Genomic DNA, 26,023 nt, shown 5'->3' with positions numbered 1-26,023 from the left:
ATCAAATCGATAGCCTGCTATTTTTCCGGGATGGTCTACCCTCAGATCAGACGTCTGAAACAAGGGGGGATTTTCCATGTTCGCGCAACTTCCACCGGCCTTGCAGAATCTGCAGCTACCGCTTCGCTTGCGGCTCTGGGACGGTCATGAGTTCAATCTGGGGCCGGAGCCCAGCGTCACCATTGTGGTCAAGGACCCGCAGATGGTGACCCAATTCACCCATCCAAGCCTCGATACGCTGGGGGCGGCGTTCGTGGAAGGCAAGCTGGAACTGGAGGGCTCGATCAGCGAAGTCATCCGCGTCTGCGATGAATTGAGCACGGCTTTGCTCGGTGATGATGACGACAGCCAGCCGGTTCGGACCTTGCACGACAAGGAAACCGACGCCAAAGCCATCTCCTATCACTACGATCTGTCCAACGCGTTCTACCAGCTGTGGCTGGACAGCGACATGGCGTATTCCTGCGCGTATTTTGAAACTGGCAGCGAGACCCTTGAACAGGCGCAACAAGCCAAATTCCGGCATTTATGCCGCAAGCTGCGTTTGCAGCCGGGCGAGTATTTGCTGGATGTCGGCTGCGGATGGGGTGGTCTGGCTCGGTACGCTGCGCGGGAGTTCGGCGCCAAGGTGTTCGGCATCACCCTGAGCAAGGAACAACTTGAACTGGCCCGTGAGCGGGTCAAAGCCGAAGGGCTGGAACAGCAGATCGAACTGCAACTGCTCGACTATCGCGACCTGCCGCAAGATGGCCGGTTCGACAAAGTGGTCAGCGTCGGCATGTTCGAACACGTCGGCCACGCCAATCTCGCCGAATACTGTAAAACCCTGTTCGGCGCGGTGAAGGAGGGCGGGCTGGTGATGAACCACGGTATCACTGCCAAACATACCGATGGCCGGCCGGTCGGGCGCGGTGCGGGGGAATTCATTGAGAAGTACGTGTTTCCCAATGGCGAGTTGCCGCACCTGGCGATGATTTCCGCCGAGATCAGCGAAGCGGGGCTGGAGGTTGTCGACGTCGAAAGTCTGCGTCTGCACTACGCCCGTACCCTGGATCACTGGAGCGAGCGCCTTGAGGACAACCTCGAAGCCGCCGGCAAACTGGTGCCGGATCAAGCGCTGCGTATCTGGCGGTTGTATCTTGCTGGCTGCGCCTACGCTTTCGCGCGCGGCTGGATCAATCTGCACCAGATCCTCGCAGTGAAGGCGCATCCAGACGGCAGCCACGAATTGCCCTGGACTCGCGACGACATCTATAACCCTTGAGGCGATGGCGCTCAGAGAATCGGTGAGATCAGCCGGGCGATCCGCATGCCGACTTGTTGCAGGCGGTGGATCTCCCGGCTTTCTTCTTTGGCGACCTCGTAGGCTTGCTCGAAATCCTGCTTGAGCATGTGTTCCACGCTGGCGGCGAAGTCGCTGTCGACGGTCAATAACATCACTTCGAAATTCAGCCGGAACGAGCGGTTATCCAGATTCGCGCTGCCGATGGCGCTGATCTCGCTGTCGATCAACACGACTTTCTGATGCAGGAATCCGGGCTCATAGCGAAACACACGCACACCGGCGCGCACGGCTTCGAACGCGTACAGACTGGAAGCGGCATAAACGATGCGGTGATCCGGACGCGATGGCAGCAGCAAGCGCACATCGACACCGCGCAAGACTGCCAAGCGCAACGCCGCGAACACGGCTTCATCGGGGATGAAATACGGGCTGGTGATCCACACTCGCTCGGTCGCCGCATGAATCGCTTCGACGAAAAACAACGAACAGGTTTCATAGGCGTCTGCCGGCCCGGTCGCGAGCAGTTGGCAGAGGACGCCATCGTCTGGATATCGATCCGCAAGTATCAGCGGTGGCAGGGTGCGTGCGGCCCAGAACCAGTCTTCGGCGAACGACTCCTGCATGCACGCAACCACCGGGCCGCGCACTCTCAGATGGGTATCGCGCCACGGCGCCAGCGGCGGTTTCTCGCCCATGTATTCATCGCCAACGTTGTGCCCGCCGACGAACCCGATCACCCCGTCGACCACGACGATTTTGCGGTGGTTACGGAAGTTGACCTGAAAGCGGTTGAGCCAGCCGCTGCGTGTGGCAAAGGCTTTGACCTCAACGCCGCCATCGCGCAGCGCCTGCACGTAGCTGTGAGGCAGGGCATGGCTGCCGATGCCGTCGTAGAGCAAATGGATGGCCACACCTTCCGCGGCTTTTTTCAGCAGCAGATCACGCAGGCGCTGGCCGAGGCGATCATCGTGGATGATGAAGAACTGGATCAGCACGGCTTCTTTCGCCTGATCAATGGCGTGGAAAATCGAATCGAAGGTGGCCGTGCCATTCACCAGCAACTGCACTTCATTGTTCGCCAGGCACGGCATACGGCCCAGTTTCGGCATGGCGCGCAACGACGCATAGGCATTCGACGCGCGCGCAGTCAGGGCTTCTTCCACCCAAGGGCGCCAGTTCAGTTCGGATATTGCCTGGCGCATCTGTTCGTTGGCCTGACGCCGCGCTTTGATGTAGCCGTCGAATGTGCTGCGGCCAAACACCAGATAAGGAATAAGCGTGAGGTAGGGAATGAAGATCAGCGACAACGCCCAGGCAATCGAACCTTGGGCCGTGCGGACGGTGAGCACCGCGTGAAGGGCGGCGATCACGCCGAGGGTGTGTATGAGGGCGATCAGATAACCGAAAATATGCGGTCCAAAATAATCCATGGGGCAGCCTTGCTCCGGAAGATTCAATGCTTAACAGACCATGTTCTGTCGCGATTGTCGCTATTTAATTGGAGCATGAACCGAAGCACTCGGCCGGCGTCTAACGGCCACTACTGATCAGGAGTTTATCGATGAACGTTCGTCTGCTGGGTTTGGCGCTGGGCCTGGGTTTGGCATTGCCGGTGGTTGCGCAGGCGCAGATGCTGCAGCCGGGGCTGTGGGAAATGACGTCAAGCAACGTCAAGGTCGATGACCAGCCGATGGATGTGCAATCGATACTCGGCCAGTTGCAAGGCCAGATGACCCCTCAGCAGCGCGCTGCGCTGGAAAAGAACGGGATCAATATCGGCGGCAAAGGCATTCGCGCCTGCCTGACCCCTCAGCAAGTGGCGACGAACGATATTCCGTTGGCCGATCCGCAATCGGGCTGCAAACAACAGATTACCGAGCGCACGGGCAACCAGTGGAAATTCCGCTTCAGTTGCCCGAAAGCGCAGGGCACGGGAGTGGCGACGTTCCTCAGTGACCGCGAGTTCACCACCGTCGCCAATGGCACCTTCAACGCCATCGGCATCAACCAGAAGGGCAGTCTGGAGACTCGAGCGGTGTGGCTGGGCCAGGATTGCGGCGCTGTTAAACCAAGAGCTTAATAGCTTCGCGAGCGAACTTTGCTCCTGCGGTGAACCGCATGAGTCTGCAGGGGCAGAGCTTGCTCGCGAAAGCGTCATCCAATTCAGCGCATGAACCTTAGCGCCAGTCCCCGACACGCCTCATTCACCCGACCTTCTCGCCAGGCAATTTGCCCTGACACCAACGTCGTCGTCACCCGATGGCGAAAGCGACGACCGGCAAACGGTGTCCATCCGCACTGAGACAGAACCGGTTGCCGATTCACCTCCCACTCCTGCGGTTCAATCAACACCAGATCAGCCCAATAACCCTCACGCAGATAGCCACGGTCGGGAATGGCGAACAGATCCGCCACTCGATGGCTGGTCTTGGCCACCAGCGTGGTGATCGTCAGCACACTGTCCGCCACCAATTCCAGTAGCGCCGGTAACGCGTGTTGCACCAACGGCAATCCCGAGGGGGCTTCAGTGTAAGGTCGCTGCTTTTCGTCCCACGTGTGCGGTGCATGATCGCTGCCGATCACGTCCAGCCGATGGCTGTTCAAGGCTGCCCGCAAAGCATCGCGATCGGCTTGGGTCTTGATCGCTGGATTGCACTTGATCAGGTTGCCGAGCAGCGGATAGTCGCGATCATCAAACAACAAATGATGCAGGCAGACCTCGGCAGTAATGCGTTTTTGCGACAACGGTTTGTCTTCGAACAAGTCCAGTTCCCGCGCCGTGGTCAGGTGCAGAACGTGCAGGCGTGTGCCGTGACGCTGGGCCAATTGCACGGCCAGCGAGGAGGATCGATAGCAGGTCTCGGCATCGCGAATAACGGCGTGGGCGGCGGTCGGTAGATGGTTGCCGTGCTGTTCACGCAGGCGTGCGGCATTGGCATCGATGCTCGGTGTGTGTTCGCAGTGTGCCAACAGAATCGTCGGCACTTCGGCGAACAGTCGCTCTAGGATCTTCGGGTCATCCACCAGCATGTTGCCGGTGGAGGCGCCCATGAATACTTTGACGCCGGCGACTTCACACGGATTGAGTGCTGCAACGGTGTCGAGATTGTCCTGACTCACGCCGAAGTGGAAACCGTAATTGGCCACCGAATTCATCGCCGCCCGACGCTTTTTATCGGCGAGTGCTTCAAGGGTGAGGGTGGCGGGTTGGGTGTTGGGCATGTCCATGAAACTGGTGATGCCGCCGGCCACCGCCGCGCGAGACTCGGTATAGAGGCTGCCTTTGGCCGGCGCTCCGGGTTCGCGAAAATGCACCTGGTCATCGATCATTCCCGGCAACAGCCATTGACCGTTCGCGTCGATTTCCACCGTAGCGTTTTCGCCTTCGATGCTGCCGGCAATCTTGACGATGCGCCCGTGGCTGACCAACAGATCAGCGTCGATTTGACGCCCTTCGTTGACCAGCCTGGCATTGCGAATCAGCACACTGCTCATCGGCTCAAAACTCGTTCTGCAAGGCTTTGTAGCCGCGCACCAGGTCGACGTTGGTGCGAGCCACGTCTTCGGAAAACTCCGAGGCGCTGACGCTCACCGGCGGGAATAACGACAGGTCGGTGGTTGGCCCGATGCGGGTGGTGGAGGGTACGTAGAACGCGTCCGGCAAGTCGCGCCCGTCGACCACTGAGTTGTGCCGCACGACGCAACCGTTGCCGACCATGCAGTTGAACAGCACGCTGTTGAAGCCGATGAACACCCGGTCGCCGACCACGCATGGGCCATGCACGATGGAGCGGTGGGCAATCGAACTGAACTCGCCGATGGTCACGGCGGCGCCGGATTTGGAGTGGATCACCACGCCATCCTGAATGTTCGAATTGGCGCCGATGGTAATCGGTTCCATGGCACCCGAGGCATCCACTTCGTCGGCGCGGATGACGGCGTAAGGGCCGACGAAGACGTTTTCGCCGATGACCACTTTGCCGCAGATGATCGCGGTTTTATCGATGTAGGCTGACTCGGCAATTTGCGGCAAATCGCCTGATGGGTTCTTGCGGATCATGGCTGGCTCAGTGCGTCGTAAAGGGTGTTGAGGTTGTATTCGAACAAACCGGTGAACGTGCTCGCCGGGCCATTGGCAGCAAGCGCATCGGAGTACAGCGTGCCACCGATGTGCGCGCCGCTTTCGTCAGCAATCTGTTTGAGCAAGCGTGCGTCCTTGATGTTTTCCATGAACACCGCTTTGACGTTGGCCTGGCGGATTTGAGTGATCAACGCGGCGACTTCGGCGGCCGACGGCTCACGCTCAGTGGACAATCCTTGGGGCGCCATGAAGTCGATGCCGTAGGCCTGACCGAGATAACCGAAGGCATCGTGGCTGGTGACGATCTTGCGATTGCCCGGTGGCAGTGAGCCGAGTTTGCTTTTGGCTTCGGCGAGCAGGGCGTAGATCTGCTTGAGGTACGCCTGACTGTTACGTTCGTAGTCGGCCTTGTTGGTCGGGTCGGCCACGCTCAGTGCCTTGGTGATATTGGCGACGTACAACTCGGCGTTGGCCAGGTTGTGCCAGGCATGCGGGTCGGGAACGGTTTCGCCGTCTTCATCCAGCGAGCGCGGGATCACGCCGTGGCTGGCACTGATGACCGTAGCTTTGGTGCCGGTGCTGGTGACCAGTCGATCCAGCCAGGGTTCGAAACCCAGACCGTTCTTGATGATCAGCCTGGCTTTGAGCAGGGCCTTGGCGTCGTCAGGCGTGGGCTCGTAGGTGTGTGCGTCAGCGTCGGGGCCAACCATGTCGGTGATCTGGATATGTTCGCCACCGATCTGATGAACCATATCGGCGAGGATGCTGAAGCTGGTGACCACGGGGAGTTTTTCCGCCGCCGACAATGACATCGACAACATCAGACTGAACAGCACGAGTAAAGCGCGCATCGGGAAACACCTCATTGGGATGTGAGCAAAGGCGGGCGGCGCAACAGACCGTGAACCGGCCCGAAGACCACGGACAGCAGATAGCCGACACCGGCGACCAGTACGATGGCCGGACCGCTGGGCAGCGAGTAATAGAACGACAACAACAGGCCGAGCCACACCGACAAGCAAGCCATGACGGCGGCTATGGCGATCAGCATCGGCAGGCGTCGGCTCCAGAATCGGGAAGCGGCGGCGGGGAGCATCATCAGTCCGACCACCATCAGTGCACCGATGGCCTGGAAGCCGATCACCAGGTTCAGGACAACCAGGGTCAGAAACACACCGTGAGCGAGCGGACCGAGGCGGCTGACGGTTCGCAGGAACAGCGGATCGAGGGTGTCGAGCAGCAACGGTTTGTAGATCAGCGCCATGGCGATCAGGCTGATTGCGGAGACCCACAACATGCCATTGAGGGTTGGCCCGTCAACGGCCAGCGCCGAGCCAAACAGCAAGTGCAGCAAGTCGAGGCGTTTGCCGGCAATGCCGAGAATGAGCACACCACTTGCCAGTGAGATCGGGTAGATCGCAGCGAGACTGGCGTCTTCGCGCAGACCGGTGCGGCGGGTGATCCAGGCGGCGAGGCCGGCCATGCTCAATCCCGCGCCGAGTCCGCCGAGCGTCAGCGCGGGCAAGCTCAGGCCGGCGAACCAGAAACCCAACGCAGCGCCGGGGAGGATGCCGTGGGCGACGGCATCGCCGATCAGGCTCATCCGGCGCAGGATCAGAAATACGCCCAGCGGCGCTGTGCTGCAAGCCAATACCAGGCCGCCGAGCAGGGCGAGGCGCATGAACAGGAATTCGCTGAACGGCTGCCAGAAGTGGGCGACGGCGTGCATCAGGCCACCTGCATGTTGGGCGTCGGTTGAATCAGTTCGACGCTGGCGCCGAATACGCAGGAGCTGTTTTTGATCAGCAGGGTTTTGGGGATGTGCTTGCGAACGGCCGCGAGGTCGTGGCAAACCACGACGAGGGTTCGGCCCTCTGCATGCCATGCGTGGATGTGCTGCCACAATAGCTGTTGGCCAAGCTCATCGAGCGCGGCGTGGGGTTCGTCGAGCAACAGCACGGGCGCGTCCGTCAGGCTCAGGCGAGCCAGCAATGCGCGTTGCAGTTCACCACCGGACAGCGCCATGAGCGGGCGATGTTCCAGACCGCTCAGGTGCCAGTTTTCCAAGGCGGCTTTAAGCCGTTGGGCGCGCAGGTGAGTGGAGAGGCGCCGGCCCCAGAACCCGGCAGCGATCAGCTCTTCGAGGCTGATGGGAAATTGGCGGTCCAGATGCTGTTGCTGGGGCAGGAAAGACAGTCCGCTCTGCCGTGGAACACTGAGCGAGACTTTGCCATCCAGTGGTTTTTGCAGCCCGGCGATGACTTTCAAAAGACTGCTCTTGCCGCAGCCATTGGCACCGATGATTGCCGTCAGGCTGCCGCTGTCGAACTCGAGATTGAGCGGAGATGTCAGCGGTTGGCCAGGCGCGCCCCAGCTCAGGGATTGGCAACGTATCATGCGGGCTCCCGCTGCCAACTGCTTTCGGCGACAGCATCGTGAGCGTGAAGGCTCTCGGCATGAATCACTCTGAGGTGGAAAGCGCTGATGCCCGGTGTACGACGCAGGGCGAGATGCAGGCGGCGGGCGGCATCTTCACAAAACATCAGGTTCTGTCCATTGGCGAGGGCGAAAGCTTGTTCGTCAGCGCGCTTTACGGCGGTTTGTACTGCGGTGCCGAGGGCGGCTTCGGCGTCGTTGATGATTTCGGTGAGTGGTAGCTCGTCGATGAACTCATCGAGATGAAGGTGTAATTGCGCGGTGCTGCGTTGACTGTGGGGGGTAGCGACAATGCCTTGAGTCGAGCCGAGCCACGCCAACACATCGGCGTGTTGCAGTGACTTGTTGGCGAAATCATCGATGAATTGTTGCTGGATCAGCTGTCGCGCCAAGGCTGCCGAGCAAGGGCAAGTTGAGGAGTAGGGCACTTCAATTTTGAGTTCCACGTGGAACATGTTGTTTTTCAGCCTGGCTGAAATCGTCGCTGGATAGGACTTCCACCCCGCTAGTGGGCTGATCAAGGCCGGTCGTTTCAGCAGCCAATCGGTGTGGATATTCAAGTAAGCGCCAGTGGACAAGCCTTCATGGCTGCTGAGAAATTGCGTAAGAATCTCGCGCAGCAGCGCGGGACAAAGTCTTGCTGTTTCGAGCGGCTCCAGCGCCAGATAAAGCCTCGACATGTGAATACCGCGCGCCTCGCCGTCATCGAGACTTACCCCCGCATCGGCCGTGGCACTAAGGCGTTGGCCCTCCAGTAAAACGGGCAGGGCGATGCCGCGCATGCCCACCCATTCGAGCGGTAGCGCTTGGCGACTGGCCTGCGCGGCAATATCCGGAAGCGTCAACGCATTCATGTTGAGATCCATCGTGTTGATTGAATTAGATGTTACATTATAACAATTCAGATCACGATGCATTTTTTATGAACGGGTTTTCATCATGCACAGACGCCAACTGCTCAATCTAATTCTTGCCAGTGCTTCCTTTGCATTTCCTTTCAGTGTCTCGGCGACGCAAATTCGCAATGCGCGTCTCTCGCGTTCGGAAAACAAGCTTCGGTTGGTGTTCGATTTGAGTGGGCCAGTGCGCTATAAAACGTTCGCTCTGAGTGCGCCAGAACGGTTAATCATCGATTTGAGCGGGTCGAGTCTGAGTGGTGATTTCAGTCAATTGGCGCTGGCCGATACGCCAATTCGCGCTATTCGATCCGGGCATTTTGGTCAGGGTGATACGCGGATCGTTCTCGATCTAAGCGGTCCCGTTCAGCTCAACAGTTTCATGTTGGCGCCTCAGGACGGACAGGGATACCGTCTAGTGCTGGACTTGCTCAGTGCTAAACAGCCGCCGATCACTGCAATGGTTCCACGTGAAACACCCTCTAATGGTCCGCATCCCAAGCGCGACATCATCGTTGTCGTCGACCCTGGACACGGCGGAAAAGACCCCGGCGCCATAGGTGCGAAAGGCGAACGAGAAAAAGATGTGGTGCTTTCCATCGCACAATTGCTCGCGAAGCGTCTGAAAAGGGAGAAAGGTTTCGACGTGAAACTGGTGCGCAACGACGACTTTTTCGTACCGTTGCGCAAGCGTGTGGAGATTGCCCGGCAGCATAAGGCGGACATGTTTATCTCCGTGCACGCTGATGCGGCGCCGCGCCTCACGGCTTCCGGAGCCTCAGTGTTTTGCCTTTCTGAAGGTGGTGCAACCTCAGCGACCGCACGTTTTATGGCGCAGCGAGAAAACGGTGCGGACCTGCTGGGGGCAACAGCTCTGCTGAACTTGAAGGATAAGGACCCGATGCTTGCGGGTGTAATCCTTGATATGTCGATGAACGCGACCATCGCCGCCAGTTTGCAACTTGGCAGCTCGGTGCTCAGTAGCCTGGCAGGTATCACGGCCTTGCATCAGAAGCGCGTCGAGCAGGCGGGTTTTGCCGTACTGAAGTCTCCCGACGTTCCTTCGATTCTCGTGGAAACCGGCTTCATCTCGAATGTTCGGGACAGCCAACGTTTGGCCACCGCAAGGCATCAGCAAGCAATCGCTGACGGTTTACTCGATGGCTTGAAGCGCTATTTCCTCAAAAATCCACCGCTCGACAGTTACATCGCCTGGCAGCAGGCGCAGAAAAGTACCCAGGTTTAGCAGCCTGTCATCCGGCTACAGGTGAACTTCGCGCTGCTTCCGCCCGAGCTGGAGAATCGATTGATCGTGGTCCAGCCTACCCGGCGCGTGTACCCGACCCAGGCTTCTCCGTCAGAGGCGATTCCTGTGAAGAACGTCAGTTGCCCGAATCGGCTGTTGGTTTGCGCCCAGTAACGCCGCCCTGTCTTTTCAAAACCGCGCAGGTAAAGCGTACTGCCAACCGTGTTGACACTGTAAGCGTTGCCGTCGGCATCCACGCAGGCCAGCAGATTGGCGCTGCGCGTGCAGGTGGCCGTTGCTGGAATCTGTCCCCAAGCTGTACTGACCATCACCAACAGCCCGCTAAAGACTGAGCACCTCAGCGCGTTGTTCATCTCTCATTCTCGACGTGCGAAATGGAAGCAGCTTCGGGCTGTTGGTCGTTGAGCGCAAGAGCAAAGCTGGTTTAATTGTGTTGTTATACTATAACATAAGCAGCCGCTAAGCCTGCGCTAGTCGATTTCAAACGTTTCCTCCGCCGCAGATCTCCTTCGTGGGAGGCCAAAAACGTCAAGCGCTTCCAAAAGCGTTGATCGATGCTCACCTGATGAGGATTATCCAATGTCAGAAAAATTGCCCGTCACCGTACTTTCAGGATTTCTCGGCGCCGGAAAAAGTACACTTTTGAATTACGTACTACGTAATCGAAAGGGCCTCCGTGTTGCAGTTATCGTCAATGATATGAGCGAGATCAACATTGATGGCAGCGAAGTCCAGCGTGATGTCAGCTTGAACCGAGCTGAAGAGAAGCTTGTCGAAATGAGTAACGGCTGTATCTGCTGTACGTTGCGCGAAGATTTGCTGGAAGAAGTCAGCAAGCTCGCCCGGGATGGCCGCTTTGACTATCTGTTGATCGAATCCACCGGCATCTCCGAACCGTTGCCCGTGGCGGAGACCTTCACCTTTCGCGACGAGCAGGGCCAAAGCCTCGCTGACATTGCGCGTCTGGACACGATGGTGACGGTAGTCGACGGGATGAATTTCCTCCTGGACTATCAGGCCGCCGAAAGCCTCGCTTCTCGCGGTGAAACACTCGGCGACGAGGATGAGCGCTCCATCACTGACCTATTGATCGAGCAAATTGAATTCGCCGACGTGCTGTTGATCAGCAAAATCGACCTGATCAGCCAGCGTGAACGTGAAGAACTGATCGCGATTCTCAAGCGCCTCAACGCCCACGCTGAAATCATTCCGATGGTGATGGGTGAAGTGCCGCTGGAAACAATCCTCAATACCGGTCGCTTCGATTTCGAAAAGGCCGCTCAAGCCCCGGGGTGGCTACAGGAACTACGCGGGACCCACATTCCGGAAACCGCCGAATATGGAATAGCCTCGACGGCTTACCGCGCGCGCCGACCGTTTCATCCACAGCGCTTCTTCGACTTCATCGACCGTCCATGGCTGAACGGCAAACTGCTGCGCTCCAAAGGCTTTTTCTGGCTTGCCAGCAAGCCCACGGACGCCGGTAGCTGGTCACAGGCCGGTGGTTTGATGCGGCATGGGTTCGCCGGGCGATGGTGGCGCTTCGTGCCGAAAGACCAATGGCCACAGGATCAGGAAAGCATCCAGTCAGTCATGGAAAACTGGACGCCAAGCGTAGGAGATTGTCGTCAGGAGCTGGTTTTCATCGGCCAAAACATCAATTTCCTACAGCTCTCTGCGGAACTGGATGACTGTTTGCTGACCGATGATGAGATGGCGCTCGGTGCAGAAGGCTGGCGATTGCTGGCAGATCCGTTTGGCCCGTGGCATGAAGAAGAGGCTGCCTGATGCCTGCACTGAAATTGATGCAAAGCCCAACGCGCAATCAACATCAGGGCCCGACACCCAAGGCTTTGACGCGAATCCTCGAAGACGATATCAACCTCGCGGTATGGCAGCGGCAACTGCCGTTGCACATCGCGGAGTTCGCCCAGCTTCTAGTCGCACTCAACGAGCCTTTGGCGGAATCAGTGTGTCTGGAACTGCTTGATGAAGACGACGAGCCGGATCTCACCGGTTTGGCTTCGGGCTTTCGCGATGTGGAAGGCTATGGGGGCTTTATTGCCGACCTGAAATGGCTGGTCAGTGCCTTCGCCTGCCTGCTCGGCGCACGCCGTATCGGCCTGCGTCTGCGGGTACTGGACAAGGCCATGTGTCCGCGCTTTCACGTTGATCATGTGCCCGTTCGTCTGATCAGTACCTACGCCGGCGTGGGCAGCCAATGGCTGCAGGAGGGCGCGATGGATCGCGCGCAACTCGGCCAGGAAAGCGCCGAGCCGCAAGATGCAACGCAGATCGAGCAACTCGGCAGCGGTGAAGTCGCGTTGTTGAAAGGCGAAAAGTGGCATGGCAATGAAGGCTTTGGTCTGATCCACCGTTCGCCAAAACTGGCACCGGGCGAGCGCCGGTTGATATTGACCCTCGACTGGCTCGGCTAGCGTTTCAAGGCTTGAGCCACGTTCCCCGGCTCTGGCCTTCGCAATACGGTTGCAGATACGCCGCGTCGGTGGTTACGCCGTAATAGTGGATGTCTTGGCGGTAGGGCATATTGGCGACTTGCGCATTGCTGCACACACCGAAAGCGCCGTTCGGGCATTGGTCGACGTATTGCACCTCAACCTTCTGCCCGGCCAATGTCGGCTGGCAGAAACCGTCATTGAACAATTTTGCCGGAATGTTGCGGTTCTGCTGGCAGACTTTGACGTCAATCCGCTCACCCTGACTGTGTACCACACAGGCTTGGGCCCAGGCTTCGCTCGACATCAGCGCCAACAGCAACGACCATCCCATCCACCGCATCTTTGATCTCCTCAGAAAACTCCTGACCATGTTGCAGAACATTCCTACCCATGTCATCGCAGGCCCATTGGGCGCCGGCAAGACCAGCCTGATTCGCCAGCTCATGGCACAGCGACCGGACGGCGAGCGCTGGGCGGTGTTGATCAACGAATTCGGCCAGATCGGTCTCGATGCCGCGTTGCTGACCCACGGCGCCGATGGTATCGCATTGGGTGAAGTGGCCGGAGGCTGCCTGTGTTGCGTGAACGGTGCGCCGTTTCAGATCGGCCTCGGGCGGTTGTTGCGCAAGTCCAGGCCGGACCGACTGTTCATCGAGCCTTCCGGGCTGGGGCATCCCGCGCAGTTGATCAAACAGTTGACTGAGGCACCGTGGCGGGGCGTTCTCGCCGTTCAGCCGTGTGTCCTGGTGCTGGATGCCCAGGCGCTGAGCGCAGGGCAATCGTTGCCCGAGGCGCAGGAGGATGCGCTTTGCAGCGCCGGTTTGCTGGTGCTCAACAAGGCTGAAAACATCAATGAAGCGGAACAACAGAACATCAGCGCTCAGCTTCCCCCGGTCAAACTGATCTGGACACAGCACGCGCAGTTATCCTTGAGTGAACTGCCTGGCTTAGCCGTGCGGGCGCTTGAGGGTGTGGATAACCTGAGCGTGCCCCAGGGCCTGGCGCAGATGCCGGCAATCTGGAGTGACCCGACCTTACCGATTTGTCTGAGCCAGGCGCAGGAGGGGGGATGGAGCATTGGTTGGCGTTGGCACCCGGGCCAGACGTTCGACCAGCAACGCATTGCCGATTGGCTGGCGAAGCTCGATTGGCTGCGGGCCAAGCTGGTTATCCACAGTATGGACGGCTGGGTTTCGGCGAATGCTCTGGAGAGTGCAGAGTTGATATGGCAGGCCAGTGAATGGCGAAAAGATTCGCGCATCGAGCTGATTTTCCGTGATGCGCAGGATATTGAGGTGCTGCGGAGCGGGTTGTCGGCGTGCCGAACGGGTTGAGATCAAAAGATCACAGCCTTCGACAGCTCCACAGATGAGCTAGGGTTTCCACTTCGTATGCTCCTGCCGCCATTGGCTCAGCTCAATGACTTCTGCCCGCGGCTTGTGCACCTCGACCACCGGTGGCGTGTCGTCGAACGGCGCCGGGTAGGGCGCCAGTTCGATGTGCGCGCTGTGCGCGCCGAACTGGGTGATCGTGCCGTTATGCCGGGTTTCGCCGGTCACGGTGAATTCAAAGTTGTACACCCGCGCCAGACGTCGCCGACCACTGGCATCCTTGATGAAGCCGATCTTTTTCAACGCGACGTTGCCGTCCAGCAACTCGACGCCGATGTTGGTGCAATGCTGTTTAACCCGTTCCAGTGCGCGCTCGCGCAAGCCGTGATTATGCCAAAGCCATGCGCCGGCAGCGGCGAACAGCATCAGCACGAAGATGTTTTCGAGGGTCAGCATCAACATCACACTCCAAAAGATGGCATCAGCTTAACTGCGTCGCCGGTCTGTCGTACAGGCTGTGTTTCGTCGCATACTGCGCGGCTTCAATTTCAATCGTTTTACGGAATGTCCCGAATGAAACGCACGCCTCATCTGCTCGCTATCCAGTCCCACGTGGTTTTCGGCCACGCCGGCAACAGCGCTGCGGTTTTTCCGATGCAGCGGGTCGGGGTCAATGTCTGGCCGCTCAACACCGTGCAGTTTTCCAACCACACCCAGTACGGCCAGTGGGCCGGCGAAGTGTTGGCACCGCAGCAGATTCCCGAGCTGGTCGAAGGGATCGCGGCGATTGGCGAACTGGGCAACTGCGATGCGGTACTGTCCGGTTATCTCGGCAGTGCGGCGCAGGGGCGGGCGATTCTCAGCGGCGTCGAGCGCATCAAAGCGATCAATCCGAAGGCGCTTTATCTGTGTGATCCGGTGATGGGCCACCCGGAGAAGGGCTGCAGTGTGCCGACCGAGGTCAGCGATTTCCTGCTGGAAGAAGCGGCGGCCGTGGCGGACATCATGTGTCCGAATCAATTGGAGCTGGACAGCTTCTCCGGACGCAAACCGCAATCGTTGTTCGATTGCCTGGCGATGGCGCGGGCGCTGCTGGCACGCGGGCCGAAAGCCGTTCTGGTGAAACATCTGGATTACCCGGGCAAGCCGGCGGATGGCTTCGAAATGTTGCTGGTCACCGCTGAAGGCAGCTGGCACCTGCGGCGGCCACTGTTGGCGTTCCCCCGTCAGCCGGTCGGCGTTGGCGATCTGACGTCCGGCCTGTTTCTGGCGCGGGTGCTGTTGGGCGATAGCCTGGTAGCGGCGTTCGAATTCACGGCGGCGGCGGTGCATGAGGTGCTGCTGGAAACTCAGGCGTGCGCCAGTTATGAGCTGCAACTGGTGCGGGCGCAGGACCGGATTGCGCATCCGCGCGTGAAGTTCGAGGCTACCGCGATCAGTCTTTAAGACCGCGTCGCCCCAATTCGCGAGCAGGCTCGCTCCCACAGTAGCGCGTCAACCTTGTAGGAGCGAGCCTGCTCGCGAAAGCGGTCTTCAGATCGCGACCAATCTCAGGCGTCGCCCTTGATCTCCTGATACCGCTTCTCCAGCTCCTGGCGAATCTGCCGGCGCTGCTGCGCCTGCATGTAACGGCGCTTGCCTTCGCTATTCTGCGGTTGCAGCGGCGGCACGGCGGCCGGCTTGCGCTGGTCATCCACCGCCACCATGGTGAAGAAGCAACTGTTGGTGTGACGTACCGAGCGCTCGCGGATGTTCTCGGTCACCACTTTGATACCGACTTCCATCGAGGTGTTGCCGGTGTAGTTGACCGAGGCAAGGAAGGTCACCAGTTCGCCGACATGGATCGGCTCGCGAAAAATCACCTGATCCACCGACAGCGTCACCACATAGCGACCGGCATAACGGCTCGCGCAGGCGTAGGCCACTTCGTCGAGGTATTTGAGCAGGGTGCCGCCGTGGACATTGCCAGAGAAGTTGGCCATGTCGGGGGTCATCAGTACCGTCATCGACAGCTGGGCGTTTCCGGGTTCCATAACGTTCTCACGGGTCAAGGCTGGGTTGCTGGAAGCACCTCTGCGGGTGCCTGGTCGATTTTCAAAAGCACCGTTATCGGGACGCCGGGCGACAGGCCGCCGTCACGCCGGAATCGATCTGTTTCCATATATTGCACCGCCTTCCAGGCCGAAGTCGCGGTGTTAACCTGCAAAAGCCTCTTCCGAGGGCAATTCCCACATGAAAAGCGGATTTTTGCTTCGCTTGCCCAGACTTTTCTGACGTCTGCAGGCGAGCCTCGTCATTCAAGGAGCCCACGCCATGCATGCCATCAGTTTTATTCAGGATCTGGCAGTGATCATGCTGGTCGCAGGTGTGGTGACCGTGTTGTTCCACCGTTTCAAACAGCCGGTGGTGCTGGGCTATATCGTCGCCGGCTTCATCATCGGCCCGCACACGCCGCCGTTCGGCCTGATCCACGACGAAGACACCATCAAGACCCTCGCCGAACTTGGCGTGATCTTTCTGATGTTCTGCCTCGGCCTGGAGTTCAGCCTGCGCAAGCTGTTCAAGGTCGGTGCCACGGCGTTTATCGCGGCATTCCTCGAAATCGTCCTGATGATCTGGATCGGCTACGAAATCGGCCAATGGTTCGATTGGAATACCATGGATTCGCTGTTCCTCGGCGCTATTCTGGCCATCTCCTCGACCACCATCATCGTCAAGGCTCTCAACGATCTGAAGATGAAAAACGAGCGCTTTGCGCAGTTGATCTTTGGTGTGTTGATTGTCGAAGACATCCTCGGCATCGGCATCATTGCCTTGCTGTCGAGCATCGCGGTCAGCGGCACGGTCAGCTCAGGCGAAGTGTTTTCCACGGTCGGTAAACTCTCGCTGTTCATGATCGTCGCACTGGTCATTGGCATTCTGCTGGTGCCGCGCCTGCTGGCTTACGTGGCCAGGTTCGAAAGCAACGAAATGTTGCTGATCACCGTGCTCGGCCTGTGCTTCGGCTTCTGCCTGCTGGTGGTCAAGCTTGAATACAGCATGGTGCTCGGCGCGTTCCTGATCGGTGCGATCATGGCCGAGTCGCGACAACTGCTGAAAATCGAGCGCCTGATCGAGCCGGTTCGTGACCTGTTCAGTGCGATTTTCTTTGTCGCCATTGGCCTGATGCTCGACCCGATGATCCTCCTCGAATATGCGTGGCCGATTGCTGTCATCACCGTCGCCGTTGTACTCGGCAAGATGTTGTCCTGCGGCCTCGGGGCATTTATTGCCGGCAATGACGGACGCACCTCACTGCGCGTCGGGATGGGTCTGTCACAGATTGGCGAGTTTTCCTTCATCATCGCCGCGCTGGGCATGACCTTGCAGGTCACCAGCAACTTTCTTTATCCCGTTGCGGTAGCCGTGTCGGTGATTACCACGCTGCTGACGCCGTACCTGATTCGTGCGGCTGATCCGCTGTCGATCAAGTTGTCCGCGGCTGTCCCCAAGCGCCTGGGGCGCGTGCTCGGCATGTATGGTGAATGGTTGCGCAGCATTCAGCCGCAAGGCGAGGGCGCGATGCTGGCGTCGATGATCCGGCGGATTCTGTTGCAGGTCGGGGTCAATCTGGCACTGGTGATCGCAATCTTCTTCGCCGGCGCGTACTTCGCCCAGCGTATCTCGCTGTGGCTGGTGGACTGGATCAGCGATCCGAGCTGGCAGAAGGCGCTGATCTGGGGCGGGGCGTTGCTGGTTTCGTTGCCGTTCCTGATCGCGGCGTACCGCAAGCTCAAGGCGTTGTCGATGTTGCTCGCGGAAATGGGCGTGAAGCCGGAGATGGCGGGGCGTCACACGCAGCGAGTGCGCCGGGTGATCTCCGAAGTGATCCCGATCCTCTCGCTGCTGGTGATTTTCCTGCTGTTGGCAGCCTTGTCGGCCAGTATCCTGCCGACCAACAAGTTGCTGGTGCTGATCGCCGTGGTTGCGGCGGCCGTGGCGGCGCTGCTCTGGCGCTGGTTCATCCGCGTGCACACGCGGATGCAGGTGGCGCTGCTGGAAACCCTCGACAACCACAAGGAGTCGTCGGGGCATTGATCATTCGGGGCGTGGGTTGATCAGCTTTCCAGCCAGACGTCCCGCGCCCAGTGCCACACCGATTCCCAGGACTCTTCGGTGATCAACTCTTCTTTGCCGGACCACAGCACGACGGTGTCGTCTTCTTCGACGCAGTAGTAGTCGTCGCCGTCCTGACAGACCGGGATCAGGTCACGCGGTACACCAGCGTCCCAGGCATTGGCCGCAACTTCCGGCAAATAAGTGTGCGATTGCGGGTCGGTAACCGTCACTGGCTCCAGGCTGCCGTATACGACATCGCTGACGGTCGACAGAAACTCTCTGAAGATGAACGGGATGTTGATGAACAGTTGTTCTTCGACTTCCACCAGTTGGTCTTCGTCAGGCAACTCCAATGGAACCGGTACGGGTTCGTTGGCGTTGCGCAGTTGTTCGATGATTTCTTCCACGTCCGGGATCCTCTTGCTTGAATGGCGCGGTTCATATGGGCCGGTTTATACAGTAGCTCGCTATAGATGCAACCATGAAATAGAAAACCCCAGCCGAGGCTGGGGTTTTTTATTACCGCAAGTGAAACGTGCGGGGGGATCAGCCGTTCTGGCGGATACCGGCCACCAGCCAAGGCTGGTTCTCGCCCTGCGGACGCTCCATGTTCCAGCTTTCACTGAACACTTCGCCCTGATCGAAGCGCGAGGACTTCGACACGCCGTTGAAGGTCAGAGTGGCGATGGTCTTGTCGGCACGGTCATCAACGCCGTCCAGTTGAACCTGGAGGTTATCGATATAGGTCGACTGGAACGCGTCACCCAGTTCCGCACGCTCACGCTTGAGGAACTCAAGCATTTGCGGGGTTACGAACTCGGCGATCTTGTCCATTTCGTTGGCGTCCCAGTGCTGCTGCAGTGCCTGGAAGTGGCTGCGCGCGGCTTCAAGGAAGTTCTGCTCGTTGAACCACGCAGGTGCGTTGATCACCGGACGGGCGGCAGCAGGCGCGGCCGAACCACCGAAGATCGAACCCATGGCGGCGGGTTTCTGCTCGAACACTTCACGCTGCATTGGCGCGCCGGCCGGAGCGAACTGCTCCTGCTGCTTGCGTCGACGTGCGGCGATGAAGCGGAAGATCACGAACGCGATCACGGCCATGATCAGGATGTCGAAGATCTGCATGCCCTCGAAGCCGCCGCCCATGAACATGGAAGCGAGCAGGCCACCAGCGGCGATGCCGGCCAGAGGGCCGAGCCACTTCGAAGCACCGCCGGCCTTGGCCGCAGCGCCAGCGGCTCCGGCAGCACCTGCGGTCGCTGCTGCGCCGCCCATGCCTGGAGAAGAAGGCGCCATCTGGCTGGTCTGGTGCGTCGGCGCAGCGCCGGCGCTTTTGCCACCACCAAAGCGCTTGGCGTTGGCGTCGAGGCTCATCGTCAGGCCGATGCACAACGCCATGGCGATGCTAAGAAAACGTTTCATAAAGGGTATTCCCGTTTGTGGAGACACGCGCGCCATGTTGCACAGCTGAAGTGTTACTGGCTAGCGAGAGAGTGTTTCGGGCTTTTGCCTGACAGGTTGCGTTCAGCTTCGCGAGGCAATCAGCGGATGTACTTTTGGCTGTAGGAAAAGGGGATTGGTTCCGCGGGATTGTTGGTCAGAACACCAAACCCTGTGGGAGCGAGCCTGCTCGCGAAAGCTGCACCGCGATCTGTCATCAACCGCGGTGATTTCATTCGCGAGCAGGCTCGCTCCCACAGAAAAGCGAAATCGGCGTCAGATCGCTTCCAGCTTCGCGTAACCGAGCATCAGCCATTTGCTGCCTTCGCTGAAGTTCACCTGCACCCGCGCTTGTGCGCCGGCGCCCTCGAAGTTGAGGATAACGCCGTCACCGAAGATCGAGTGCCGCACCGTCTGACCGAGGCTGAATCCCGTTTCCGGAATTTCGCTGCCGCTGAACAGGTTGCTGCCGCTCATCGACTGGTTGCCGCCGAACGGCCGGCTGACGCTGTTCGACAGGCGCACTTCCTGAATCAGGCCTTTCGGCACCTCGCGGACGAAACGCGAGACCTTGTTGTAGGTTTCGCTGCCGTACAGGCGACGGGTTTCGGCGTAGGTCATCACCAGATTCTGCATCGCCCGGGTGATGCCGACGTAGGCCAGGCGCCGCTCTTCCTCAAGACGCCCAGGCTCTTCCAGACTCATCTTGTGCGGGAACAGGCCTTCTTCCATGCCCACAAGGAACACGTAAGGGAATTCCAGGCCTTTGGCACTGTGCAGCGTCATCAACTGGATGCTGTCTTCGTGTTCGTCGGCCTGGGTGTCGCCGGCCTCCAGCGAGGCATGGCCGAGGAACGCCGCCAGTGGCGTCAGTTCTTCGTCTTCTTCAGTGTTTTCGAAGTTGCGTGCGGCGCTGACCAGTTCCTCAAGGTTTTCTACCCGGGCCTGGCCTTTCTCGCCTTTTTCCGCTTCGTGATAGGCGATCAGGCCGGATTGCTCGATGACGGTTTGCGTCATCAAATGCAGCGGCATTTCCATGCACTTGGCGGCGAGGTTTTCGATCAGCTCGATAAACGCGCCCAGAGCACCTGCAGCACGACCGGTCAGGCCTTTATTGGCGACCAGTTGGCGCATCGCTTCCCACATCGACACATCGCTGTGACGGGCGTGCTCGCGAATGGCTTCGACGGTTTTTTCGCCGATGCCACGGGCCGGCACGTTGATCACCCGTTCCAGCGCCGCATCGTTGCCACGACCTTCCAGCAAACGCAGGTAGGCCATGGCGTTCTTGATTTCGGCCCGTTCGAAGAAGCGCTGGCCGCCATAGATGCGGTAGGGGATGCGTTCGCGCAGCAAGGCTTCTTCGAGAACGCGCGATTGGGCGTTGGAGCGGTACAAAATCGCAATATCGCTGCGTGCCAGGCCGGTTTTCAGCGCATTTTCGATGGTTTCGACAACGTAACGTGCTTCGTCGTGTTCGTTGAACGCGGCGTACAGATTGATCGCTTCGCCGTCGCCGCCGTCGGTCCACAGCTCTTTGCCCAGGCGCCCGGTGTTATTGGCGATCAGGGCGTTGGCAGCCTTGAGAATGCCGGCGGTGGAGCGGTAGTTCTGCTCCAGACGAATGGTCTCGGAGTCCGGGAAGTCGGACGAGTACTGGTGAATGTTCTCGATTTTCGCGCCGCGCCAGCCGTAAATCGACTGGTCGTCGTCGCCGACCACCATCAGGCTGTCGCCGCCCTTGCCGAGCAGACGCAACCAGGCGTACTGCACGGCGTTGGTGTCCTGGAACTCGTCCACCAGAATATGGCGGAAGCGCTTTTGGTAGTGCGCCAACAGGCCCGGATGATCGCGCCACAGGTCGAGGGCGCGCAGGAGCAACTCGGAGAAATCGATCACGCCGGCACGCTGGCACGCAGCCTCGTAGGCCTCGTAGATGCCGCGCATGGTTGCCAGGTACAGATCGCCGCTGGCCTGAATGTGTTGCGGCCGCAGACCTTCGTCTTTCTGGCCGTTGATGAACCACTGCGCCTGACGGGCGGGCCAGCGTTGCTCGTCGAGGCCCAGCTCGCGGATCACCCGCTTGACCAGCCGTTGCTGGTCGTCGCTGTCGAGAATCTGGAACGTCTGGCTCAAGCCCGCTTCCTGCCAGTGCGCCCGCAGCAAGCGGTGCGCCAGGCCGTGGAAGGTGCCGACCCACATACCGGCCGGGTTGATCCCCAGCAACTGCTCGATGCGATGGCGCATCTCGGCAGCGGCCTTGTTGGTGAAGGTCACCGACAGGATGGAATGGGGCGAGGCGTTTTCAACCTGGATCAACCAGGCGATACGGTGCACCAGCACTCGGGTTTTACCGGAGCCGGCACCGGCCAGGACCAACTGACGGCCAACGGGGGCTGCTACAGCCTGGCGTTGGGCGTCGTTGAGGGAGTTCAGCAGAAGGGAGAGATCATCGCGCATCGGGGCATTCTAGGGTGCGCCGCAGGCCCGGGCAAACCGAGCTTTGCATTAGCCGATGAAAGTGCTGTCGATGACGACCGGTCGGTCACCCGCTACAGGCGTGAGCCCGCCTCACTCTGCGGGTTTTACCGGGGTTGTGAGGGGGAAAGGATTCGGTGAAATTATGATCCGGGGCAGTTTGGCAACGGAAGCGGCTTGTGTATGCTCCGTCCACGTTTCGGGCGCACGCCCTCCTTATAAGAACAAGAACGTTGCCCATGACCCTCAGCTCCGAACTGTCGGGCCCCTCCGTGGAACCCCGGGTTATACGCAAGCACTACGCCACCGAGATGGCGGTCGAGCGCACGCGCCTGCTGTATCAGGGATCTTTATTGCCCACGCTGTTCATGTTGATCAATGGTCTGGTCTGCGCCGCTTTGCTCTGGAGCCCGCAGCGCTATTTCGTGGTCAGCGTCTGGCTGGTGTGGTTGCTGTCACTGGTCGCACTGCGGGTGATCCAGGTCGCGGCATTCGATTCGGCCATACCCAATCGCCAGGCCCAGCCGGTCTGGTTCCGCATGTTCCTGCTCGGCTCGACCATGACCGGCCTCACACTGGCTGGCGCCGGTATTGCTCTGGTGCCTGCCGACAACTTTATGCAGCAGGCCTGGGTATTCGGCCTGATCGGCGCCGCAACCCTGTCGGCCAGCGTCGCCTACGCGGTGAGCCTGCCAGCGTTTCTGTCGTTTACTTTGCCCTGTCTGTTGCCGGCGATCGGTTATCTGTTCTGGGGCGGCGACGAACAGGCGCGCGGCTGGGGCTGGCTCGGGCTGATCCTGCTGGGTTCGCTGAGTGTGGTCGCATGGCAGGTCAATCGGCTGATTGATCGCGGCTTGCTGCGGCGCTTCCAGAATCAGCACTTGATCGAACACCTGCAGCAGACGCAGTCGCGCAGCGAGCAGCTCAATCAGGCGTTGGCGAAAGAAATCGACCAGCGCCGCTGCGCCGAGGGCAAATTGCGTGAAGCGCAGGTCGAACTCGAAGACCGCGTCGCCCAGCGCAGCCGTGAACTGGACGCCGCCAATCAGGCCCTGAGCAAAAGCGAGGCGCGCCTGGCGCTGGCGTTGAAGGCCAGTGAGCTGGGCCTGTGGGACTGGAACCTGCAAACCGACGAAGTCCACCACACGCAGATTCAGGAACTGTTCGGCCTCGCGCCGGAATACGTCACCGCGCTGTTGCGCGACCTCAAGCCACGTCTGCATCCCGACGATGTGCCGACGCTGAAATACGCGTTGATCGAACATTTGAAAGGGCGCACCGAGGACTACCAGATCGAATACCGCGTGCGTCACGGCGACGGTCATTGGGTCTGGATCGAGGACCGTGGCCGTGCAGTGGAACGCAGCGACAGCGGGCGGGTGATCCGCATGGTCGGCACTCGCCGCGACATCAGCGCCAGCAAAAGCCTCGAAGAACAACAGCGCCTGGCGGCTACCGTGTTCGAAGCGGCCAGCGAGGGTATTGTGATTCTCGACCCGAACTACGCGCTGATCGCGATCAATCAAGCGTTCAGCCGCGTCACCGGTTACGACATCGAAGACATGCTCGGGCGCAACGTCGTCGAGCTGCCGTGCAGTCGCGATGCCCGACGTCATTACGTGGCGATCCGGCATGCGCTGGAGCAGCACGGCAGTTGGCAGGGCGAACTGGTCGAGACGCGCAAGAATGGCGAGCTGTACCCGCAGTGGCTGCAACTGAATGCAGTGCGCGATAGTCGGGGAAATGTCAGCCATATCGTCGGCTTCTTCGCCGATCTGTCGGCTCGCCGCGAATCCGAAGAGCGCATGCGTTACTTGACCCACTACGACGAACTGACCGGACTGGCCAATCGCTCGCTGTTTCGTGAGCGCCTGCATGAAGCCCATCAACGGGTACGGCAGGGCGGGCGGCGCAGTCTGGCGTTGCTGCACGTCAATCTGGATCGCTTCAAGTTGCTCAACGACAGCCTCGGCCACGAAGTCGCGGATCAACTGCTGCAGAAAATGGCGCGAAGACTGGTCAACGCCTTGCCTGAGGCGGACACCATCGCCCGTTTGTCCGGCGATGAGTTCGCGGTGCTGTTCGATGCCTACGGCAATTTGTCGAGTCTGGCCCGGGTCGCCACGCGGTTGTCGAGCAAGCTGCGCCTGCCTTTGACGGTGGAAGGCCATGAGCTGGTGGTCAGCGCCTCTATGGGCATCAGCATGCTGCCGGACAACGCCAGGGAGATTTCCGCGCTGGTCAGCCAATCGAACATGGCCATGCAGCACGCCAAACACCTGGGGGGTAACAACTTCCAGTTCTACACCGAGAGCCTGCAGGCCAGCACCCTTGAGCGCTTGCAGCTGGAAAACCAGTTGCGCAAAGCCATCGAAGAAAAGCAGTTGAAGGTCTTCTATCAGCCGAAATTGTGCCTGCAGACCGGGCGCCTGAATGCTGCGGAAGCGTTGGTGCGTTGGGATCACCCGACCATGGGCCGCGTGCCGCCCGGGGACTTCATCGGGCTGGCCGAGGAAACCGGACTGATCGGACCGATTGGTGAATTCGTCCTGCGTCAGGCGTGCTGGCAAGCGTGCGAATGGCAGCGCCAAGGGCTGGAGCCGATTCGTGTGTCGGTGAACCTGTCGGTGCACCAGTTGCGCCAGGGCAAACTGGTCAGCCTGGTGCGCCAGGTGCTGGAGGAAACGGGGCTGGCCCCGCACTACCTCGAACTGGAACTGACCGAAAGCCAGTTGCTCGACAGCGTCGAGCACATCATCGCGACCTTCCAGCAACTGCGCGATCTGGGCGTGAAACTGGCCATCGACGACTTCGGCACCGGTTATTCGTCATTGAGTTATCTCAAGCGCATTCCGGTGGATTACGTGAAGATCGATCAGGCCTTCATCCGTGGGTTGGGCGAGGGCAGTGAGGATGCCGCGATCACTCGCGCCATAATCGCCATGGCTCACGGTCTGTCATTGAAAGTCGTGGCTGAAGGCGTTGAGCGGCAGGATCAGCTGGAATTTTTACGCGCCGAGCGCTGCGATGAGGTGCAGGGGTATCTGATCAGTCGGCCGGTGGAGGCTGCCGCTCTGGCTGGGCTGTTGCGCGATCAGGGAAAACCGCTTTAAGGGCTACATGCACGCCATCGCGCCTGATATGGGGACATGGAGTTACGCATTGAGCAGGCAAAAAGCCAATTCATGTAGTATAACTACAAGCGTGCTACATCCTTGCCCATAAGAAGAGTCCAGCCCCTTGAATCTGCTGCAACACATTGCCCAGTCACGTCACCTGTTACGCAAGTCGGAGCTCAAGGTCGCCGACCACGTGCTGCTTGACCCTGCGGCGGTGATGCACAGTTCCATGGCCGACCTGGCCCACAGCGTCGGCATCAGCGAGCCGACCATCGTGCGCTTCTGTCGCGCCATCGGTTGCTCCGGGTTTCAGGATCTGAAACTCAAACTGGCGCAAAGCCTGGCCGCCGGTGCCAGCTTCGGCCAGTTCGCGATCCACGAAGATGACTCGGTCGCCGACTACAGCCTGAAGATTTTCGACACCACGTTGCACACGTTGATGGAGGTTCGCGAGAAGCTCGATCCGGTGGAGTTGCAGCGCGCGGTAACGCTGATGTCCCAGGCGCAGCGGGTCGAGTTCTACGGCTTCGGTGCCTCGGGTGCGGTGGCGGCGGATGCGCAGCACAAGTTCTTCCGTTTGCTGCTCACCGCAGCGGCGTATTCCGATCCGCACATGCAGGCGATGTCGGCGGTGACGTTGAAGCCGACGGATGTGGCGATCTGCATTTCACAGTCGGGGCGTTCCAAGGATTTGCTGATCACCGCCAATCTGGTTCGTGAGAGCGGGGCATCGCTGATCACCTTGTGCCCGAGCCAGACACCGCTGGCCGAACTGTCGACGGTCAATCTGGCGATCGATGTGCATGAGGACACTGAAATCTATACGCCGCTGACGTCGCGTATCGCGCATCTGGTAGTGATCGATGTGCTGGCGATGGGGGTGGCCATGGCGCGTGGGCCAAGTCTGGTCAATCACCTGAAGAGCGTGAAGCGCAGCCTGCGTAGTTTGCGTTTGTCACCCAAGGCCGCCAAAGCGCTTGATGATTGAAGCAAGGTCGTTCCGACCTTGATCGCGAGCAGGCTCGCTCCCACAGGAGATCTCCTGGGCACACAAACTCTGTGTCATGCCGAGGTCAAAGGTGGGAGCGAGCCTGTTCGCGAAGGCGTCCTCAAAAACACCGCAAGTTTCATCG

Annotated in this window: 24 protein-coding genes; 10 read left to right on the top strand and 14 right to left on the bottom strand. The window is 59.6% G+C overall.

The genetic code is table 11. The annotated features are described in order from the left end of the window. Nucleotides 1–76: 76 nt before the first annotated feature. Complete coding sequence (cfaB, locus tag AACY19_RS19615; RefSeq protein WP_339453078.1) at nucleotides 77–1,264, top strand: C17 cyclopropane fatty acid synthase CfaB; 1,188 nt, start codon at nucleotides 77–79, stop codon at nucleotides 1,262–1,264. An 11-nt stretch (nucleotides 1,265–1,275) separates the two neighbouring features. Here cfaB and cls read toward each other — a convergent pair whose 3' ends face one another. Next, complete coding sequence (gene cls, locus AACY19_RS19610; RefSeq protein WP_339453076.1) at nucleotides 1,276–2,715, bottom strand: cardiolipin synthase; 1,440 nt, start codon at nucleotides 2,713–2,715, stop codon at nucleotides 1,276–1,278. A gap of 131 nt (nucleotides 2,716–2,846) precedes the next feature. Here cls and AACY19_RS19605 point away from each other — a divergent pair, with 131 nt between their 5' ends. Then, complete coding sequence (locus AACY19_RS19605; RefSeq protein WP_339453074.1) at nucleotides 2,847–3,365, top strand: DUF3617 domain-containing protein; 519 nt, start codon at nucleotides 2,847–2,849, stop codon at nucleotides 3,363–3,365. 83 nt (nucleotides 3,366–3,448) lie between these two features. Here the strand turns inward: AACY19_RS19605 and AACY19_RS19600 are convergent, their stop codons facing one another. From AACY19_RS19600 to folE2, 6 genes are read right to left on the bottom strand one after another with little or no spacing between them, the layout of a single operon-like run. After that, nucleotides 3,449–4,780, bottom strand: a complete 1,332-nt coding sequence (locus AACY19_RS19600) for a dihydroorotase (RefSeq protein ID WP_339453071.1) — start codon at nucleotides 4,778–4,780, stop codon at nucleotides 3,449–3,451. Between the two features lie 4 nt (nucleotides 4,781–4,784). Next, the gene (locus AACY19_RS19595) at nucleotides 4,785–5,345 is read right to left on the bottom strand and encodes a gamma carbonic anhydrase family protein (protein ID WP_339453069.1); all 561 of its coding nucleotides are present in this window, start codon (nucleotides 5,343–5,345) and stop codon (nucleotides 4,785–4,787) included. Then, nucleotides 5,342–6,217, bottom strand: coding sequence for a metal ABC transporter substrate-binding protein (locus AACY19_RS19590; RefSeq protein ID WP_339453067.1), 876 nt, complete (start codon nucleotides 6,215–6,217; stop codon nucleotides 5,342–5,344). The genes AACY19_RS19595 and AACY19_RS19590 overlap by 4 nt, the downstream gene beginning before the upstream one ends. A gap of 11 nt (nucleotides 6,218–6,228) precedes the next feature. Continuing rightward, nucleotides 6,229–7,095 (bottom strand): metal ABC transporter permease, encoded by an 867-nt coding sequence (locus AACY19_RS19585; RefSeq protein ID WP_339453065.1) that lies wholly within the window; start codon nucleotides 7,093–7,095, stop codon nucleotides 6,229–6,231. Further along, complete coding sequence (locus AACY19_RS19580) at nucleotides 7,095–7,763, bottom strand: metal ABC transporter ATP-binding protein (protein ID WP_339453063.1); 669 nt, start codon at nucleotides 7,761–7,763, stop codon at nucleotides 7,095–7,097. Before AACY19_RS19580 ends, AACY19_RS19585 begins: the two co-directional genes overlap by 1 nt. Then, nucleotides 7,760–8,656: a GTP cyclohydrolase FolE2 gene (gene folE2 / locus AACY19_RS19575; protein ID WP_339453061.1), complete on the bottom strand. Its 897-nt coding sequence runs from the start codon at nucleotides 8,654–8,656 to the stop codon at nucleotides 7,760–7,762. Before folE2 ends, AACY19_RS19580 begins: the two co-directional genes overlap by 4 nt. 85 nt (nucleotides 8,657–8,741) lie before the next feature. Here folE2 and AACY19_RS19570 point away from each other — a divergent pair, with 85 nt between their 5' ends. Then, nucleotides 8,742–9,944: an N-acetylmuramoyl-L-alanine amidase gene (locus AACY19_RS19570; protein WP_339453059.1), complete on the top strand. Its 1,203-nt coding sequence runs from the start codon at nucleotides 8,742–8,744 to the stop codon at nucleotides 9,942–9,944. On the opposite strand, the gene AACY19_RS19565 is transcribed toward AACY19_RS19570, so the two are convergent. Beyond that, nucleotides 9,941–10,318, bottom strand: coding sequence for a glutamine synthetase (locus tag AACY19_RS19565; protein WP_339453057.1), 378 nt, complete (start codon nucleotides 10,316–10,318; stop codon nucleotides 9,941–9,943). The genes AACY19_RS19570 and AACY19_RS19565 overlap by 4 nt on opposite strands. A 226-nt stretch (nucleotides 10,319–10,544) precedes the next feature. On the opposite strand from AACY19_RS19565, the gene zigA reads away from it, so the two are divergent. Together zigA and AACY19_RS19555 are read left to right on the top strand one after the other, a co-directional pair. Then, nucleotides 10,545–11,753 carry a zinc metallochaperone GTPase ZigA gene (gene zigA, locus AACY19_RS19560; protein ID WP_339453055.1) on the top strand — a complete coding sequence of 403 codons (1,209 nt, stop codon included), beginning with the start codon at nucleotides 10,545–10,547 and terminating at the stop codon, nucleotides 11,751–11,753. Then, nucleotides 11,753–12,403, top strand: coding sequence for a DUF1826 domain-containing protein (locus tag AACY19_RS19555; RefSeq protein WP_339453053.1), 651 nt, complete (start codon nucleotides 11,753–11,755; stop codon nucleotides 12,401–12,403). The genes zigA and AACY19_RS19555 overlap by 1 nt, the downstream gene beginning before the upstream one ends. A gap of 4 nt (nucleotides 12,404–12,407) precedes the next feature. Here the strand turns inward: AACY19_RS19555 and AACY19_RS19550 are convergent, their stop codons facing one another. Beyond that, nucleotides 12,408–12,764, bottom strand: a complete 357-nt coding sequence (locus tag AACY19_RS19550; RefSeq protein WP_339453050.1) for an NADH:ubiquinone oxidoreductase — start codon at nucleotides 12,762–12,764, stop codon at nucleotides 12,408–12,410. Between the two features lie 28 nt (nucleotides 12,765–12,792). Here AACY19_RS19550 and AACY19_RS19545 point away from each other — a divergent pair, with 28 nt between their 5' ends. Further along, nucleotides 12,793–13,758 carry a CobW family GTP-binding protein gene (locus tag AACY19_RS19545; protein ID WP_339453048.1) on the top strand — a complete coding sequence of 322 codons (966 nt, stop codon included), beginning with the start codon at nucleotides 12,793–12,795 and terminating at the stop codon, nucleotides 13,756–13,758. A 39-nt stretch (nucleotides 13,759–13,797) separates the two neighbouring features. Here the strand turns inward: AACY19_RS19545 and AACY19_RS19540 are convergent, their stop codons facing one another. Then, nucleotides 13,798–14,211 (bottom strand): DUF3301 domain-containing protein, encoded by a 414-nt coding sequence (locus tag AACY19_RS19540; protein ID WP_339453046.1) that lies wholly within the window; start codon nucleotides 14,209–14,211, stop codon nucleotides 13,798–13,800. Nucleotides 14,212–14,328: 117 nt separating this feature from the next. On the opposite strand from AACY19_RS19540, the gene pdxY reads away from it, so the two are divergent. After that, on the top strand, nucleotides 14,329–15,201 hold the full coding sequence (gene pdxY / locus AACY19_RS19535) for a pyridoxal kinase PdxY (RefSeq protein ID WP_339453044.1): 873 nt from the start codon (nucleotides 14,329–14,331) through the stop codon (nucleotides 15,199–15,201). Nucleotides 15,202–15,305: 104 nt separating this feature from the next. Here pdxY and AACY19_RS19530 read toward each other — a convergent pair whose 3' ends face one another. Next, nucleotides 15,306–15,788 (bottom strand): acyl-CoA thioesterase, encoded by a 483-nt coding sequence (locus tag AACY19_RS19530; RefSeq protein WP_339453042.1) that lies wholly within the window; start codon nucleotides 15,786–15,788, stop codon nucleotides 15,306–15,308. Nucleotides 15,789–16,068: 280 nt separating this feature from the next. Between AACY19_RS19530 and AACY19_RS19525 the strand changes: the two genes are divergently transcribed. Next, entirely contained in the window at nucleotides 16,069–17,832 is a 1,764-nt protein-coding gene (locus AACY19_RS19525; RefSeq protein ID WP_339453041.1) for a cation:proton antiporter, read from the top strand. A gap of 20 nt (nucleotides 17,833–17,852) precedes the next feature. Here AACY19_RS19525 and AACY19_RS19520 read toward each other — a convergent pair whose 3' ends face one another. The 3 genes from AACY19_RS19520 to uvrD form a co-directional block, all read right to left on the bottom strand. After that, nucleotides 17,853–18,260 carry an SMI1/KNR4 family protein gene (locus AACY19_RS19520; RefSeq protein WP_339453039.1) on the bottom strand — a complete coding sequence of 136 codons (408 nt, stop codon included), beginning with the start codon at nucleotides 18,258–18,260 and terminating at the stop codon, nucleotides 17,853–17,855. 139 nt (nucleotides 18,261–18,399) lie between these two features. Continuing rightward, entirely contained in the window at nucleotides 18,400–19,275 is an 876-nt protein-coding gene (locus AACY19_RS19515) for a Tim44 domain-containing protein (protein WP_339453037.1), read from the bottom strand. Nucleotides 19,276–19,569: 294 nt separating this feature from the next. After that, complete coding sequence (uvrD, locus tag AACY19_RS19510; RefSeq protein WP_339453035.1) at nucleotides 19,570–21,753, bottom strand: DNA helicase II; 2,184 nt, start codon at nucleotides 21,751–21,753, stop codon at nucleotides 19,570–19,572. A gap of 257 nt (nucleotides 21,754–22,010) precedes the next feature. Between uvrD and AACY19_RS19505 the strand changes: the two genes are divergently transcribed. Together AACY19_RS19505 and hexR are read left to right on the top strand one after the other, a co-directional pair. Further along, on the top strand, nucleotides 22,011–24,884 hold the full coding sequence (locus tag AACY19_RS19505; RefSeq protein ID WP_339453033.1) for an EAL domain-containing protein: 2,874 nt from the start codon (nucleotides 22,011–22,013) through the stop codon (nucleotides 24,882–24,884). A 127-nt stretch (nucleotides 24,885–25,011) separates the two neighbouring features. Further along, entirely contained in the window at nucleotides 25,012–25,878 is an 867-nt protein-coding gene (hexR, locus tag AACY19_RS19500) for a transcriptional regulator HexR (RefSeq protein WP_007912071.1), read from the top strand. Nucleotides 25,879–26,023: the final 145 nt, after the last annotated feature.

The organism is Pseudomonas sp. EA_5y_Pfl2_R50 (assembly GCF_963970475.1).
In the GTDB taxonomy this organism is placed as follows: domain Bacteria; phylum Pseudomonadota; class Gammaproteobacteria; order Pseudomonadales; family Pseudomonadaceae; genus Aquipseudomonas.
The sequence above is the reverse complement of the archived record's forward strand: the minus strand, read 5'-3'. Positions and strand labels throughout refer to the sequence as shown.

Bases quoted from the DNA above. Each gene is read 5' to 3' on its own strand.
- AACY19_RS19555 (WP_339453053.1), top strand. From the start codon at position 11,753: ATGCCTGCACTGAAATTGATGCAAAGCCCAACGCGCAATCAACATCAG.
- AACY19_RS19605 (WP_339453074.1), top strand. From the start codon at position 2,847: ATGAACGTTCGTCTGCTGGGTTTGGCGCTGGGCCTGGGTTTGGCATTG.
- uvrD (WP_339453035.1), bottom strand. From the start codon at position 21,753: ATGCGCGATGATCTCTCCCTTCTGCTGAACTCCCTCAACGACGCCCAA.
- AACY19_RS19585 (WP_339453065.1), bottom strand. From the start codon at position 7,095: ATGCACGCCGTCGCCCACTTCTGGCAGCCGTTCAGCGAATTCCTGTTC.
- AACY19_RS19505 (WP_339453033.1), top strand. From the start codon at position 22,011: ATGACCCTCAGCTCCGAACTGTCGGGCCCCTCCGTGGAACCCCGGGTT.
- cls (WP_339453076.1), bottom strand. From the start codon at position 2,715: ATGGATTATTTTGGACCGCATATTTTCGGTTATCTGATCGCCCTCATA.
- AACY19_RS19545 (WP_339453048.1), top strand. From the start codon at position 12,793: ATGTTGCAGAACATTCCTACCCATGTCATCGCAGGCCCATTGGGCGCC.
- cfaB (WP_339453078.1), top strand. From the start codon at position 77: ATGTTCGCGCAACTTCCACCGGCCTTGCAGAATCTGCAGCTACCGCTT.
- AACY19_RS19580 (WP_339453063.1), bottom strand. From the start codon at position 7,763: ATGATACGTTGCCAATCCCTGAGCTGGGGCGCGCCTGGCCAACCGCTG.
- AACY19_RS19570 (WP_339453059.1), top strand. From the start codon at position 8,742: ATGCACAGACGCCAACTGCTCAATCTAATTCTTGCCAGTGCTTCCTTT.
- AACY19_RS19540 (WP_339453046.1), bottom strand. From the start codon at position 14,211: ATGCTGACCCTCGAAAACATCTTCGTGCTGATGCTGTTCGCCGCTGCC.
- AACY19_RS19590 (WP_339453067.1), bottom strand. From the start codon at position 6,217: ATGCGCGCTTTACTCGTGCTGTTCAGTCTGATGTTGTCGATGTCATTG.
- AACY19_RS19525 (WP_339453041.1), top strand. From the start codon at position 16,069: ATGCATGCCATCAGTTTTATTCAGGATCTGGCAGTGATCATGCTGGTC.
- AACY19_RS19600 (WP_339453071.1), bottom strand. From the start codon at position 4,780: ATGAGCAGTGTGCTGATTCGCAATGCCAGGCTGGTCAACGAAGGGCGT.
- zigA (WP_339453055.1), top strand. From the start codon at position 10,545: ATGTCAGAAAAATTGCCCGTCACCGTACTTTCAGGATTTCTCGGCGCC.
- AACY19_RS19595 (WP_339453069.1), bottom strand. From the start codon at position 5,345: ATGATCCGCAAGAACCCATCAGGCGATTTGCCGCAAATTGCCGAGTCA.
- AACY19_RS19550 (WP_339453050.1), bottom strand. From the start codon at position 12,764: ATGCGGTGGATGGGATGGTCGTTGCTGTTGGCGCTGATGTCGAGCGAA.
- AACY19_RS19565 (WP_339453057.1), bottom strand. From the start codon at position 10,318: ATGAACAACGCGCTGAGGTGCTCAGTCTTTAGCGGGCTGTTGGTGATG.
- folE2 (WP_339453061.1), bottom strand. From the start codon at position 8,656: ATGAATGCGTTGACGCTTCCGGATATTGCCGCGCAGGCCAGTCGCCAA.
- AACY19_RS19530 (WP_339453042.1), bottom strand. From the start codon at position 15,788: ATGGAACCCGGAAACGCCCAGCTGTCGATGACGGTACTGATGACCCCC.
- AACY19_RS19515 (WP_339453037.1), bottom strand. From the start codon at position 19,275: ATGAAACGTTTTCTTAGCATCGCCATGGCGTTGTGCATCGGCCTGACG.
- pdxY (WP_339453044.1), top strand. From the start codon at position 14,329: ATGAAACGCACGCCTCATCTGCTCGCTATCCAGTCCCACGTGGTTTTC.